Source organism: Paracraurococcus lichenis, from assembly GCF_030657435.1.
GTDB classification, from domain to species: Bacteria; Pseudomonadota; Alphaproteobacteria; order Acetobacterales; family Acetobacteraceae; genus Paracraurococcus; species Paracraurococcus lichenis.
The window spans coordinates 77,685-90,790 of the sequence record NZ_JAUTWS010000015.1 but is presented as its reverse complement, the minus strand read 5'-3'; the positions used below and the strand labels follow the sequence as shown (position 1 = coordinate 90,790).

Annotated in this window: 10 protein-coding genes and 1 pseudogene; 5 read left to right on the top strand and 6 right to left on the bottom strand. The window is 74.8% G+C overall.

Annotated elements, in window-relative coordinates; translation table 11 throughout:
- Entirely contained in the window at positions 1-1,896 is a 1,896-nt protein-coding gene (locus tag Q7A36_RS17115; protein WP_305104939.1) for a monovalent cation:proton antiporter-2 (CPA2) family protein, read from the top strand.
- Positions 1,897-1,994: 98 nt separating this feature from the next.
- Positions 1,995-3,572, top strand: a complete 1,578-nt coding sequence (locus Q7A36_RS17110) for an HWE histidine kinase domain-containing protein (RefSeq protein ID WP_305104938.1) — start codon at positions 1,995-1,997, stop codon at positions 3,570-3,572.
- Between the two features lie 10 nt (positions 3,573-3,582).
- Here the strand turns inward: Q7A36_RS17110 and Q7A36_RS17105 are convergent, their stop codons facing one another.
- Positions 3,583-3,894 (bottom strand): DUF4387 domain-containing protein, encoded by a 312-nt coding sequence (locus tag Q7A36_RS17105; protein WP_305104937.1) that lies wholly within the window; start codon positions 3,892-3,894, stop codon positions 3,583-3,585.
- A gap of 3 nt (positions 3,895-3,897) precedes the next feature.
- Entirely contained in the window at positions 3,898-5,256 is a 1,359-nt protein-coding gene (locus tag Q7A36_RS17100; RefSeq protein WP_305104936.1) for an acyclic terpene utilization AtuA family protein, read from the bottom strand.
- 195 nt (positions 5,257-5,451) lie between these two features.
- Between Q7A36_RS17100 and Q7A36_RS17095 the strand changes: the two genes are divergently transcribed.
- Positions 5,452-5,937 (top strand): MarR family transcriptional regulator, encoded by a 486-nt coding sequence (locus Q7A36_RS17095; RefSeq protein WP_305104935.1) that lies wholly within the window; start codon positions 5,452-5,454, stop codon positions 5,935-5,937.
- Between the two features lie 186 nt (positions 5,938-6,123).
- Here Q7A36_RS17095 and Q7A36_RS17090 read toward each other — a convergent pair.
- Positions 6,124-6,594, bottom strand: a pseudogene (locus Q7A36_RS17090) (SOUL family heme-binding protein); the annotation flags it as partial.
- 221 nt (positions 6,595-6,815) lie between these two features.
- Positions 6,816-8,618, bottom strand: coding sequence for a GH39 family glycosyl hydrolase (locus Q7A36_RS17085; RefSeq protein WP_305104934.1), 1,803 nt, complete (start codon positions 8,616-8,618; stop codon positions 6,816-6,818).
- A 119-nt stretch (positions 8,619-8,737) separates the two neighbouring features.
- Between Q7A36_RS17085 and Q7A36_RS17080 the strand changes: the two genes are divergently transcribed.
- A complete protein-coding gene (locus tag Q7A36_RS17080) occupies positions 8,738-9,952 on the top strand; it encodes a M20/M25/M40 family metallo-hydrolase (protein ID WP_305104933.1) in 1,215 nt (404 codons plus the stop codon).
- 290 nt (positions 9,953-10,242) lie between these two features.
- On the opposite strand, the gene Q7A36_RS17075 is transcribed toward Q7A36_RS17080, so the two are convergent.
- Together Q7A36_RS17075 and Q7A36_RS17070 are read right to left on the bottom strand one after the other, a co-directional pair.
- Positions 10,243-11,079 (bottom strand): alpha/beta fold hydrolase, encoded by an 837-nt coding sequence (locus tag Q7A36_RS17075; protein WP_305104932.1) that lies wholly within the window; start codon positions 11,077-11,079, stop codon positions 10,243-10,245.
- A 489-nt stretch (positions 11,080-11,568) separates the two neighbouring features.
- A complete protein-coding gene (locus Q7A36_RS17070; RefSeq protein WP_305104931.1) occupies positions 11,569-12,615 on the bottom strand; it encodes an A/G-specific adenine glycosylase in 1,047 nt (348 codons plus the stop codon).
- Between Q7A36_RS17070 and Q7A36_RS17065 the strand changes: the two genes are divergently transcribed.
- Complete coding sequence (locus Q7A36_RS17065) at positions 12,616-13,098, top strand: DUF721 domain-containing protein (RefSeq protein WP_305104930.1); 483 nt, start codon at positions 12,616-12,618, stop codon at positions 13,096-13,098.
- The last annotated feature ends 8 nt before the right edge of the window (positions 13,099-13,106 follow it).

Genomic DNA, 13,106 nt, shown 5'->3' with positions numbered 1-13,106 from the left:
ATGGAGGGCGGCTTCCTCGCGCAGGCCTTCGTCTATCTCTGCGCCGCGGTGCTCGCGGTGCCGGTCGCCAAGCGGCTCGGCCTCGGCTCGGTGCTCGGCTACCTGCTGGCCGGCGTTGCCATCGGCCCCTTCGGCCTCGGCCTCGCCGGCAATGCCGGGGAGGCGATGCATGTCGCCGAGTTCGGCGTGGTGATGATGCTCTTCCTGGTCGGGCTCGAATTGCAGCCGGCGCGGCTCTGGGCCATGCGCGGGCCGGTGCTGGGCGCGGGCGGGCTGCAGGTGGGGCTGACCGCCGCGGCGGTCGCGGCCATCGGCCTGCTCTTCGGCTTCGACTGGCGCATGGCGCTCGCCGCCGGGCTGATCCTGGCGATGTCGTCGACCGCCATCGCGCTGCAGATCCTCTCGGAGCGCGGCCTGCTGAAGACCGGCGGCGGCGAGACCAGCTTCGCCGTGCTGCTGTTCCAGGACGTTGCCGTCATCCCGATCCTGACGGTGCTGCCGCTGCTGGCGGCGGCGCCCGCGGCCGGCGGCGCCGCGCCTCACGACGGCGGCTGGATCGAGACGCTGCCGCCCTGGGGCCAGGCGCTGGCCGTGCTGGCGGCCGTCGCCATCGTCGTCCTCGGCGGCCGGCTGCTGACGCGGCCGGCCTTCCGCCTGATCGCCGGGACGCAGCTCCGGGAGATCTTCACCGCGTCCGCCCTGCTGCTGGTCATCGGCATCGCGCTGCTGATGGAAACGGTCGGGCTCTCCCCGGCGCTCGGCGCCTTCCTCGCCGGCGTGGTGCTGGCGGACAGCGAGTTCCGGCACGAGCTCGAGGGCGACATCGAGCCCTTCAAGGGCCTGCTGCTCGGGCTGTTCTTCATCTCGGTCGGCGCCGGCATCGACTTCGCCCAGGTGGCCGGGGCGCCGCTGACCGTCGCCGGCCTCGTCCTGCTGCTGGTGCTGGTCAAGGCGGCGGTGCTGGCCGGGCTCGGGCGCCTGGCGCGGCGCCCGGGGCCCGAGATCCTGCTGACGGCCATGGTGCTCTCGCAGGGCGGCGAGTTCGCCTTCGTGCTGCTCGCCTTCTCCGTCCAGAACGGCGTGCTGCCGCAGGCGGAGGCCGGGCTGCTGGTCTCGGTCGTCGCGCTCTCCATGCCGGTGACGCCGCTGCTGATGATGGCCTATGGCCGCCTCGCCGACCGGCTGGCGACGGAGGACCTGCCGCCCGAGCCCGACGCGATCGAGCCGCAGGGCAGCGTCGTGCTCGCCGGCTTCGGCCGCTTCGGCCAGATCGTCGGCCGGCTGCTGCTGGCGCATGGCCATCAGGTGACCGTGCTGGACCACGACATGGAGACGATCGAGCAGCTCCGCCGCTTCGGCTTCCGCGTCTTTTACGGCGACGCCACCCGGCTGGACCTGCTGCAGGCGGCCGGCGCGGCGGAGGCGGCGCTGGTGGTGGTGGCGACCGATGCGCCGGAGACCACGGACCGCATCGTCGAGACCGCGCGCCGCCACTTCCCGCAGGCCCAGGTGCTGGCCCGCGCCCGCGACCGCCCGCATGCCTATGACCTGATGGATGCCGGCGCCCATCTGGTGGTGCGGGAAACCTTCGGCTCCGCCCTGCAGACGGGGGTGGAGGCGCTGAAGCGCCTCGGCATGCCGGCCTACGAGGCCGAGCGGGCCGGGCGGCTGTTCCGCCGGCACGATGCGCGGATGCTGCGGCGCCTCGCGCCCATCCGGAAGGATGGCGCCGACTACAGCCGCGCGGTGCGGGAGGCCTCGGAGCAGTTGCTCCTGGTGCTGGAGCGCGACCGGGAGCGCGGGCGCGTCACCCTCGACGAGGGCTGGGACATCAGCAGCCTGGCGGAGGAGGTTCGCCAGCGCGCGGTGGAGCGGGACTCGGCCGCCTCCGGCTGAGGGGTTGCGGAACCGTTCACACTTCCGCGTGTATGCGCCTGCACGCTTTTCCGCTGCCACGACCTGTGGACCATGGTCACGGGATCAGAGGTCGCACTATGGCCGGCGCCGGCAACCAGGACGGTTTCGCCCCGGCATACCGGGGGTCGCCGGGCGAGGAGGATCGCCTCGCCGCGCTGCGTCGCTACCGCATCCTCGACACGCCGGCGGAGGAACCCTTCAACCGCGTGGCGATGCTCGCCTGCGACCTCCTCCGCACGGAGATCGCGCTCGTCTCCTTCCTCGACGAGACGCGGCAGTGGTTCAAGGCGCGCATCGGGCTGGAGGTCACGGAGACGCCGCGGAGCTGCGCCTTCTGCGCGTATTCGATCGCGCCCGGGGGCCTGGACGTCTTCGTGGTGCGCGATGCCAGCCGCGACCCGCGCTTCGCGGCCAATCCGCTGGTGACCGGGGAGCCGTCGATCCGGTTCTATGCCGGCGCGCCGATGCGCACGCCGGACGGCTTCGCGCTCGGCACGGTCTGCGTCATCTCGCGCAGCCCGCGGCCGGCCGGGATCAGCGGGAGCGAGCGGCGCTGGCTGACCGCCCTCGCCGCCCTGGCGGTGGACGAGCTGGAGCTGCGGCTGCAGGCGCGGCGGGCGGAGGAGGCGGCGGCGGCCGAGGCGCGCCTGCGCCGGGCGCAGGAGGCGGCCGGCGTCGTGGCCTTCGAGGCGAGCGCCGCCCGCGGCCAGGCCCTGGAGGGCGCGCTGCAGCGGCTGCTCGGGCTGAACGAGGACGCCCCGCTGGAGCTGCACGGCCTGGCCGCGGCGGCGCATCCGGAGGAGCGGCCCCGGCTGGAGGCCACGGCGCGGCGGCTGGCCGGGACGGGCGGCCCGCTGCAGGAGGAGTTCCGCGTCACCATGCCGGATGGCGCCGTGCTCTGGGCGCAGGTGAGCGGCGAGGTCCGGCTCGGCACCGCCGGGGATCCCGGCGGCTGGCGCGTCTCCGGCCTGCTGCGGGACGTGACGGAGCGCCGGCGCTCGGACGAGCGGCAGTTGCTGATGACGCGCGAGCTGGACCACCGGTCGAAGAACGCGCTGGCGGTGGTGCTGGCGGCGCTGCGGCTGACGCCGGCCGAGGATCCGCGCGCCTATGCCTCGGCGGTGGAGGGCCGGGTCGCGGCGCTGGCGCGGGCGCATACCCTGCTGACGCGCGAGCGCTGGGCCGGCGCCGATCTCGGGGCGCTGGTGCAGGGCGAGTTGCGGCCCTTCCTGGAACCTCCGGGGCCGGATGAGGCGCCCCGCGCCACGGTCGAGGGCCCGAAGGTGCTGCTGGCCGCGCAGGCCGCGCAGCCGCTCTCCATGGCGCTGCACGAGCTGGCGACGAATGCGACCCGGCACGGCGCGCTCTCGGCCCCTGGCGGCCGGCTCGCCGTGTCCTGGTCGGTCGATCCCGGCAGGCGCGCGCTGCGGCTGCGCTGGGCGGAGTCGGGCGGCCCCGGCCTCGAGGGTCCGCCGGGGCGGCGCGGCTTCGGCACGCGCGTCATGCGCGGCACCATCTCGGACCAGCTCGGCGGGCGGCTCGACTGGGAATGGCCGCCGAGCGGCCTGATCTGCGAGATCTGCCTGCCGGCGGCGCGCGCCTTCGCCGATGCCGCGCTGTCCACCGGCCTGGCCGCCGGCCACCGGACGGGCTGAGCCGCGGCGGTCAGAGCGGGATGTCCACCTCCAGCAGCGGGGCGTGCTGCTGCGCGCCGTAGACATCGGTGTCGCCGATCTCGCCGGCCGGGACCAGGCGCGGCAGCGTCGCCTTGAAGGCGCGGCCCGCGGGGTAGGGCGTGAAGAGCACCTCGGCCTCCGCCACGCCGTAGAGCCGGGCGAAGAGCGCGGGGCCGAGCACGCCGGAGGCCCGCACCCGCTCGAACATCGCGTCGTCCTCGAAGACCACGTCGATGGTCAGGTCGAAGGGGCCGGCATTCTTGCTCTTGCAGACCCTGGCGATGTCGCGGATCAGGGCCATGGATCAGACTCGCTCGTGCTCGATCGGGAACATCTCGTAGGGGTCGTCGGGGACGACCACGTGCGACATGCTGAACCGGTAGACCTCCCCGGCGGAGAGGTCGCTCGGCGAGAAGGGGATGGCCATGTTGCCCTCCTTGCAGAGGCGGCCGGGGAAGTCGCTGTGCAGCATGGAGGTGCGCGCCAGCGCGATCACCGCGGCGGCGATGTCCGCGTCGCGGCCGACCACGTCGATCAGGAAGCCGATCTCGTGCGAGCGGATCTCCCTGACCGGCTCGCGCGCCGCCATCACCCCGTTGGCGCCGTAGCAGTGGATGGTCAGCCGGTAGTCCTCCGGCGCGATGTCGAGGTCGCGCGCCTTGCCCGCCACCAGCTCGCGCACCAGGCCGAGGAAGCCGTCGAGCTGGCCGATCAGCACCGGGTCGCGGGTGCCGGCGACGCTGACGCAGCGATGGCCGAGGCGCTCCGCCGCCTCCAGCTTCACCGTATAGGTCTCGGCCGGCAGCCAGCGCATGCCGGTGACCAGCGTCGCCTTGGGGGAGACCGCCTCGAAACGGCAGTCGGCGGTGTCCAGCACCCCGCCCGGCTCGACATGGCGGATCGGCGAGGGGTTCTCGTGCAGCGAGTGGTTGGCGACCGAGAGGGGCGTGCAGGCGCGCTCGCCCATCGGCTCGCAGACCACCCCGTCCTCGCGCACCGTCACGTAGAGGCAGTCCGGGCCTTTCGGCAGCGCCGGCGCGGCGCCGCATTCCAGCATCTTGCCGGCATACCAGGCCTGGGCCGGCGGCAATTGCGCCCGCATGGCATGCGCCGCGAAGGGCGCCGGGTCGGAACTGCGGCCACCGAGGACGACCTGCGCCCCCTCGTCCAGCGCGCGGATATAGGGCTCCGGCCCGCAGAGGCCGACGATCCGCTCGGCCCGGTCGACCGTGCCCTCCTCCAGCGGCGGCATGCGGCCGAGCGGCATGGTGCGGCCTTCGCGGATGCGCCGGCGGATGCGCTCCTTCGGCTGCTCCGCATGGATCAGCGCCATGGGGAAGTGCAGGCCTTCCTCGCGCGCGATCTCGCGCACCATCTGCGCCACGAGTTGCAGGTGCGGCTCCCCGCCCGCGCCGCCGCAGGTGCCGACCACCATCGGCACGCGGTGCTTCACGGCCGCCAGCAGCATCAGCCGCAGGTCGCGCCTGAGCGCGCGCAGCGAGACGAAGGGCTTGCCGCTGCCGAGGTAGTAGGGCCCGGGATCGCTGCTGCCGCCGTCGCAGCCGATCATGTCCACCCCGCGCTCGAGCGCCGCCGCCAGCGAGCTTTCGGGATAGCCGTAGCCGAGGATGCCGGCGACGGAGACCATGCGGACCTGGCGCATCGGCTCAGGCCCGCCGCGGCCAGGCGGCCCGGCGCGGCGCCGGGCGGTGCTCGGGATGCTGGTTCATCCGGACGTTCTCCTCCCCCGCATCATGGCCGCATCCCGCCGCGGCGGACAGTGCCGCCGGCGCGAGGGCTCCCCGCCTCCCCCATTATCTAGCTTCCTCATGATGAGCGGGCGATCTAGCCTGCCCGCATGCGGGACGGGTCCACCCTCGCCCATACCCAGTGGCGCCTCGGCATCCTCATCGCGCAGATCGCGCGGCGATGGCGCGCGCGCCTGGACCAGCGCATCGCCGAGTACGGCCTGACCGAGGCGCGCTGGCTCGCCCTGCTGGCGATCTCCCGCGACGGCGAGGGCATGACGCAGAAGGACCTGGCCGCGCGCCTGCTGATTGAGGGGCCGACCCTGGTCCGCACCCTCGACTGGCTGGAGGGCGAGGGCCTGGTCGAGCGCCGCGAGGCCCCGCATGACCGCCGCGCCAAGACCCTGCACCTCACCACCAAGGCAAGGCCGTTGATCCACCGCATCGAGGTGGCGGCGACGGGCGTGCGGGCCGAGATCCTGGCCGGCATCCCGGAGGAGGAACTGGCCGCCTGCCTCGCGGTGCTGGAACGGGTGGCGGAGGGCCTGGCCGCGCCGGCCACCCCGCCGCCGGCGGCGGAGGCCCGGGGCGGATGACGCCGGGCCCGAGGCGCGCGCCCGCCGTTCAGCGGGGCGCGACGGGCACCACGGCCTCGTTCCGCCGCAACGGCGGCAGGGTCCAGGGCGGGTCGTAGAACCGTCCTCGGCCTCGCCCGCCGGCTGCCAGGGCCCCTCGCGGAGCGCGGCCAGCAGGGCGGCGCGGCGGGCCGCCGCGGCGGCGCCGGTCGGCACGCCGGCATAGCGCAGCACGCCCATGGTGGCGGCGGGGACCACCGCGATCGAGACCCGCGGGTCCTCGGGCTCCGGCAGGGTCTCGCGCGTGTACCGCGCCGGCATGAAGAAGCGGATGGTCCAGGCGCCCGCGCCGGCCGCCTCCTGCGCCACGGGCGCCGTCATGGCGATCCGCTGCGGCCCCTGGGCGACCGGCGCGGTCATGGCGATGCGCGCGGCGCCGCGGTTGCCGCCGAAGATGAAATGCGCGAGGCGGCGGAAGCCCTCGCTCCGCGCCGCCTCCTCGCCGGCGGCGGCGACCGTGGTCTCGGCCGCGAGGCGCGGGGCGTAGCGACGGATCTCCACCTCGCCCTGGCGACCGAGGACCTCGAAGCGCGGTTCCTCGGTGCCCGATCGCAGGCCGATCACCGAGCAGGCGCCGAGCAGCAGGGCCGAGGCGGCGGAGAGCAGGCGGGCGGGCATGGGGCGCGGTCCTCCATGGCCGTGAGATGGCCCGGCTTCGCAAGCGGTCCAGGCCGGCGGCACGGCGGCGGCGCCATTGCCCCCGGCCATGCTGCCGGGCCGCCGTCAAGGACAGGCCGCGCGACGCGCGGTGCCGCTGCGCGGCATCCTTGACGGCGGCCCGGCAGCATGGCTTTGGCTCGAGGTGCGCTCGACGGGGTCGAGCGCGCGATGCGCCTCTCTCAAGGGCGGATGGTGGTGGTCGCGGCCTCGCTGCGCTTCCCGGAGGTGGACAGGAGGCGCACGCGATACTCCAGCGGCGCTCCCGCCGGCGGCGCGGTGTCGGTCCACTCCGCGCCGCGCAGCGGCGGCGCGAGGCGCCGCCAGGGCCCGCCCGCCTGCCGCCGCAGCACCTCGTAGCCATAGAAGCCCGGCGCGCGCGACGGCGCCCAGCGTAGCAGCACATCCGCCCCGCGCGCCTCCGCCCGCAGCCCGCGCGGCGCCTCCGGCACCGCCGCCTCGAAGGGCGTCACCCAAGCGAGCACCGTCGTGCCCGGCGCCAGGTCGAAGTCGAGCGCGATCCGCCCGCCCCGCGGCGCGAGGCCCGGGCGCAGCGGCGCCGGCGCCATCCCCTCCGCCGCCTGCCGCAGCCGCCCTGCCGCCGCCGCATCCACCCGCGCCGGCATCCGCCGCCCCGCCGCGGCGAAGGCATTCGCATGCGTCGCGTCGATCCGGAACAGCGCCAGGTTCACCCGCGGCCAGGGCAGGTCGCGCTGCTCCCACCGCCAGCGCCGCGGCGCGCCCGCCTGCAGCGTCGCCAGCGCGGCGATGCCGCCCTCCCCGGCCGTCACCATGGCGTAGAGCTCCGGCCCCGGCGCGATCGAGAGCACGCGCTCGCCCAGCAGCCGCAGCAACTCGTAGACCTGGAAGACCGGCAGCTTCACCAGGTCGTCCGGCCCGGCATCGGTGCGGGTGAACAGCGCCCGCCGCCCGTCGAAGGGCGCCCGCACCAGGTGCTGGTTGGCATCGTCCGCCGCCGCCGCGAAGCGCAGGCCCTGCCCGGCATGCCGCAGCGACAGCGCCGTATGCGCGATGGCGGAGGCCGCGAGCCAGGACGGGAAGCGCTCATCCAGCCGCGGCGCATAGGGCTGGTCGAAGCCGACCTTCATGTCGGCCTCGTGGTTCACCAGCACCAGGCCACGGCAGCGCCCGGGGACGAGGTCCTGCGCCATGGCGGCGGTCTGCTCCGCCGCCTCGACCAGGCGCGACAGGCGCGGCTCCGTCTCCTCCTCCACCCAAATGCCCTTGCGGTGGTAGCTGAGGAAGTCGCACGGCACCGCCGGCTCGTCGCGGAGGAATTCCAGGAAGCGCCGCATCAGCCGCGGCCCTTCCTCCGGCATCCAGGCGATCACCGGCCCGCCCAGCCGCACCTGGTGGCCGCCCTCGTGCACCGCCGCGGCGGTCGCGCGGTAGAGCGCGAGGTAGCGCTCGAAATCGCCGCGCCAGAAGGGCGGCATGTTTGGCTCGTTCCAGACCTCCAGCCACCAGCGCCCGACCTCGGCCGCGCCGAAGCGCGCGACGGCGGCATCGAGGAAGCCGCGCACCAGGCGCTGCCAGAGCCCGAGATCGGCCGGCGGCTCCGCCGGATGCGGCGCGAGGGCGGCCGGGGAGAAGGCGAGCGGCAGGAAGGGCAGGAGGCCGCGCGAGACCAGCGCCTCGATCCCGGCGAGGCTCGCGGCAAAATCCATCGGCGCCCCGGGCGCGGGCCAGGTGCGGCCGCTGCTCGTCGGCGCGACCTGCTCGCGCTCCCCCGCATTCAGCACGCCGAAGACGCGCACCGCGCCGAAGGCCCCGGGCGAGGCGGCCATGGCGTCCAGCATGCGCGTCATGCGCGGCTCGGTCAGCCAGTCGATGTCGAAGACGCCGACCATGTCGAAATCGCCGCGGCGGAATTCGCCGATCCCGGCCGGCAGCGCCGCAGCCGACGCCCCGCGCGCCAGGGCGGCCGCCCCCAGCCCCGCCAGCACCGCGCGCCGTCGCGCCATCGCCCCCTCTCCCCGGCCTGCCCCGCCGGGAACGGGTGCCCCCGCCGCCCGTTCCGCCGCGGCTTGACGGGCGCGGCCGTCCACCCCCCCTCTGCCGCGGACGTAGCCGGGACGCCGCCATGACCGCCGAGGCCACCATCGCCCGCATCCTCGCCCATCCCCGCTTCCGCGAGGCCGCGGCGGTGATGGCGCGCGAGCACGACCGCACCGTCGCCGACATCGTCGCGCTGACGGAGATCCCCGCCCCGCCCTACGGCGAGGCGGAGCGCGCCGCCGCCTATCTCGACATGCTCCGCGCGCATGGCCTCGAGGAGGTGGAGCAGGATGCCATCGGCAACGTCATGGGCCGCCGCCGCGGCATCGGGAACGGCAGCACGGTGGTGGTCGCCGCGCATCTCGACACGGTCTTCCCCGCCGGCACGGATGTGCGGGTGCGGCGGGAGGGGACGCGGCTCTTCGCCCCCGGCATCGGCGACGACACGCGCAGCCTCGCCGTCAACCTCGCCTTCCTGCGCGCGATCGACGCGGCCGGCATCCGCACGCGGGCCGATATCCTCTTCCTCGGCGATGTCGGCGAGGAAGGGCTGGGCGACCTCCGCGGCGTGCGGCACTTCTTCACCGAAGGCCGCCACCGCGACCGCGTCGAGGCCTTCTTCACGGTGGACAGCCCCGACGTGGACCGCATCGTCACCGGCGGCATCGGCAGCAAGCGCTACCGCGTCACCTTCCGCGGCCCGGGCGGCCACAGCTTCTCCGCCTTCGGCCTGGTGAACCCCGCCTATGCGATGGCCCGGGCGATGCTGACGCTCTCGGCGCTCCCGGCGCCCGACGACCCGGAGACCACGCATTGCGCCAGCGTGCTCGGCGGCGGCACCTCGGTGAACGCCATCCCGAACGCGGTCTGGATGGAGGTCGACCTGCGCAGCCGCTCGGCGGCGGAACTGGCGCGGCTGGAGCGGGACTTCCTCGCCGGCGTCGAAGCCGCCGTCGCCGCCGAGAATGCCGCGCGCTCGACGGAGCAGGGCGCGGTCACCGCGGAGTGCACGCCGATCGGCGACCGCCCCGCCGGCAACACCGCGCCGGACGCCGCCATCGTGCAACTCGCCACCGCCGCGGTCGCGGCGCAGGGCTATGCGCCGCAGCACGAGTATTCCTCGACGGATGCCAATATCCCGATGAGCCTCGGTGTCCCCGCGGTGAAGATCGGCTCGGGCGGCAGCGGCGGCCGGGCGCATTCCCTGGAGGAGTGGATCGATGTCGAGCCGGGCGAGAGCCTGCGCGGCATGACGGCGAGCCTGGCCGCGATCCTCGCCGTGGCGGGGATGGAGGAGTAGCGGGGCGCTCCCGGCCCGCGCGAGCCGAAGGGCGGACCGCGCGCCGGCCTCCGGCCGTCCAGGTCGTCCCCGCGCCATTGCCGACCCCGCCCCGTCGCCGTCCCGGCCATGGCGCGTGGCTGGGACGGCGGCGGCGCCCTCGCGCACGCGGCAGCAGGATCACCCGCTGCCGGCGGCAGCATCCGTCCGGGCGCCCTGCACGCGCGGCATAGCCGGGCGGTCCCGGCGCGGGTCCGGCATCGGCCGTCCCGCTTCGGGCGCCGGCGGCGGATGCCGCCAGCGCGCGGGCGTCAGGAGCGGAGGAAGGCGAGCAGGTCGGCGTTGAGGGTCTCGGCATGCGTCGTCAGCATGCCGTGCGGGTAGCCCGGATAGACCTTCAGCCTGCCGTTCTGCAGCAGCTTGATGGATTTCTGCGCCGAGGCGACGATCGGTACGATCTGGTCGTCGTCGCCGTGCAGCACCAGCGTCGGCACGGTGATCGCCTTGAGGTCCTCGGTCTGGTCGGTTTCCGAGAAGGCTTTGATGCCGTCGTAATGCGCCTTCGCGCTGCCCATCATGCCCTGGCGCCACCAGTTCTGGATCACGCCCTGGTGGACCTGCGCACCCGGCCGGTTGAAGCCGTAGAAGGGCCCCGCCGCGACGTCGAGGAAGGTCTGCGCGCGATTCCCGGCGGTGCCCTTGCGGAAGCCGTCGAAGACCTCGCGCGGCAGCCCCTCCGGGTTGCCCTCGGTCTTCAGCATCAGCGGCGGCACGGCGCTGACCAGCACCGCCCTGGCGACGCGGCCGGCAGGCTCGCCATGCCGCGCGACATAGCGCGCGACCTCGCCGCCGCCGGTGGAATGGCCGATATGCACGGCGTTGCGCAGGTCCAGGTGCTCGACCACCGCGAAGGCGTCGGCCGCATAGTGGTCCATGTCGTGGCCTTCGCTGACCTGCGCCGAGCGGCCATGGCCGCGCCGGTCATGCGCGACCACGCGGAAGCCATGCCCGAGGAAGAACAGCATCTGCGCGTCCCAGTCGTCGCTGGAGAGCGGCCAGCCGTGATGGAACACGATGGGCTGCGCGTCGCGCGGCCCCCAGTCCTTGTAGAAGATCTCGACGCCGTCGCGGGTGGTCACGAAGGACATGCCTGTGGCTCCTCTTGCATCGGTCGGTCTGGCCGCGGCTGCCGGATGCGGCAGGGCGCGGGGCGGCGCCGCTTCGCATGCCTGCCGCCCGGGCGCGGGCGCAGGCACGGTGTCCTGGGTGGGGATCACGCGTTCCCTCCATGGCCTTGGGCGCCGAACCGCGCCTTGGCGTGGAGGACCTGGCTGCCGCCAAGTCGCCGCGCGATGGCCGGCATCATCGCGCCGGTGCCGCTGCCCGTCCAGCCAGGCTGCCGCGCGGGTCGCCCGACCGCGCTTGCCTTGCGGCGGTGCGGCGTGTATAGGAATAATGTCAACACCGCCCCTGCGCCCGGAGAGCCGGCCGGTGTCGGACCCCGCGTAAAATTCTAAAATTCCTCAAGCGCCGCGCGTGAACGCCGCGGGAAAGCTGGGCTTCGGCGCATTGGGTCCGATCCGGACTCAGCCCGGTTTTACGAATCCGGCCCCGGATTGAGGGATTTTGAGCCGGCTTCATTCGAGGAGTTGCAGCAGCCGCCGCATCACCGTCGGCAGCGCTGCCGGCGCCTCGGCCAGCGGTCGTGCCTCCATGCCCTCGGCGGGCGAAAGCGCCGGCACCTCGGCCGCCAGCAGCCCCATCTCCAACTCGAAATGCGTGAAGCCGTGCCGCGCCACCCCCGGCACCCGCCGCCAGCGCAGCCCGGGCAGGGGCGCGAAGGGCAGCGCCTCGGCCTCGCTCCAGGGCTCATCACGCCAGGGCGTGCCGGGGATCTCCAGCATGCCGCCGAGCAGCCCCTTCGGCGGCCGGCGCCGCAGCAGCACCTGCCCCGCCGCATCCGTCAGCAGGAAATGCATCCCCTGTCGCAGCGGCCGCGCCCGCTTCGGCGCCTTGCGCGGCAATTCCTCCTGGATGCCCCGCTTCCGGGCCTCGCAACCCTCCCGCCAGGGGCAGAGGGCGCAGGCCGGCGCGCGCGGCGTGCAGATCGTCGCACCCAGGTCGAAGAGCGCCTGGGCGAAGTCGCCGGGCCGGGCGCGGGCCTCGGCATCGGCCATGAAGCCCTCGGCCAGCGCGGCGAGGCGTGGCTTCGCGCCGGGCAGTTCGGCCTCCTCCGCGGCAAGGCGCGCCACCACCCGCTCGACATTGCCGTCCACCGGCACCACCGGCCGGTCGAAGGCGATGGCGGCGACCGCCGCGGCGGTATAGGCGCCGATGCCCGGCAATTCCCGCAGCGCCGCCGCCTCCCGCGGGAAGCCGCCGCGCGCGGCGACCAGCCTCGCGCAGGCATGCAGGTTGCGGGCGCGGGCGTAGTAGCCGAGCCCGGCCCATTCCTCCATGACATCGCCCTCCGGCGCCGCCGCCAGCGCCGCCACGCTCGGGAAGCGGGCGAGGAAGCGGTCGAAGCGCGGCCCGACCGCGGCGACCGTCGTCTGCTGCAGCATCACCTCGGACAGCCAGACATGGTAGGGATCGGGCGGTCCGCCGCGACTCCGGAAGGGCAGGACCCGGCGGTGGCGGTCGTACCAGGCGAGCAGCGGCGCTGCGGGCGGGAGCAAGGGCATATGGCCAAGGATAGCGGCAAGGGCGCCGGCTTCACCCCTGCCCGGTCACCTTATGGGCCGCGGCCGCTCGGCGCCCTGATCCCGGCCCTCACCCGCCCGGTCTTCCGCCGGAAGAGCCCGGGCGGCGCGCAGCTCATGGCCGACTGGACGGAGGTCGTGGGCCCCGCCCTCGCCGCCGTCACCACGCCGCGCCGCTTCGCCGCCGGGACGCTCACCATCGCCTGCGCCGGGCCGGTGGCGATGGAGCTGTCGCACCTCGCGCCGCAGCTCCTCGCCCGCATCAACGGCCATCTCGGCAAGGCGATGGTGGAGCGGCTGCGCTTCATCCAGCAGGCGCCGGCCGGCCCCGCCGCCGCCTCCCGCCCCGCCGCGCCCGCGCCGCTGCCGGACCGGGTGGAGCAGGCCGTCTCCGCCGTCCCCGGGGATGAGCTGCGCGCGGCCCTGGCAAAGCTCGGCCGGGGAGTCTATCGGAATCGGCCCTGACCGCCGCA

Coding starts and splice junctions, on each gene's coding strand:
- Q7A36_RS17115 (WP_305104939.1), top strand. CDS start 1: ATGGAGGGCGGCTTCCTCGCGCAGGCCTTCGTCTATCTCTGCGCCGCG.
- Q7A36_RS17110 (WP_305104938.1), top strand. CDS start 1,995: ATGGCCGGCGCCGGCAACCAGGACGGTTTCGCCCCGGCATACCGGGGG.
- Q7A36_RS17105 (WP_305104937.1), bottom strand. CDS start 3,894: ATGGCCCTGATCCGCGACATCGCCAGGGTCTGCAAGAGCAAGAATGCC.
- Q7A36_RS17100 (WP_305104936.1), bottom strand. CDS start 5,256: ATGCGCCAGGTCCGCATGGTCTCCGTCGCCGGCATCCTCGGCTACGGC.
- Q7A36_RS17095 (WP_305104935.1), top strand. CDS start 5,452: ATGCGGGACGGGTCCACCCTCGCCCATACCCAGTGGCGCCTCGGCATC.
- Q7A36_RS17085 (WP_305104934.1), bottom strand. CDS start 8,618: ATGGCGCGACGGCGCGCGGTGCTGGCGGGGCTGGGGGCGGCCGCCCTG.
- Q7A36_RS17080 (WP_305104933.1), top strand. CDS start 8,738: ATGACCGCCGAGGCCACCATCGCCCGCATCCTCGCCCATCCCCGCTTC.
- Q7A36_RS17075 (WP_305104932.1), bottom strand. CDS start 11,079: ATGTCCTTCGTGACCACCCGCGACGGCGTCGAGATCTTCTACAAGGAC.
- Q7A36_RS17070 (WP_305104931.1), bottom strand. CDS start 12,615: ATGCCCTTGCTCCCGCCCGCAGCGCCGCTGCTCGCCTGGTACGACCGC.
- Q7A36_RS17065 (WP_305104930.1), top strand. CDS start 12,616: ATGGCCAAGGATAGCGGCAAGGGCGCCGGCTTCACCCCTGCCCGGTCA.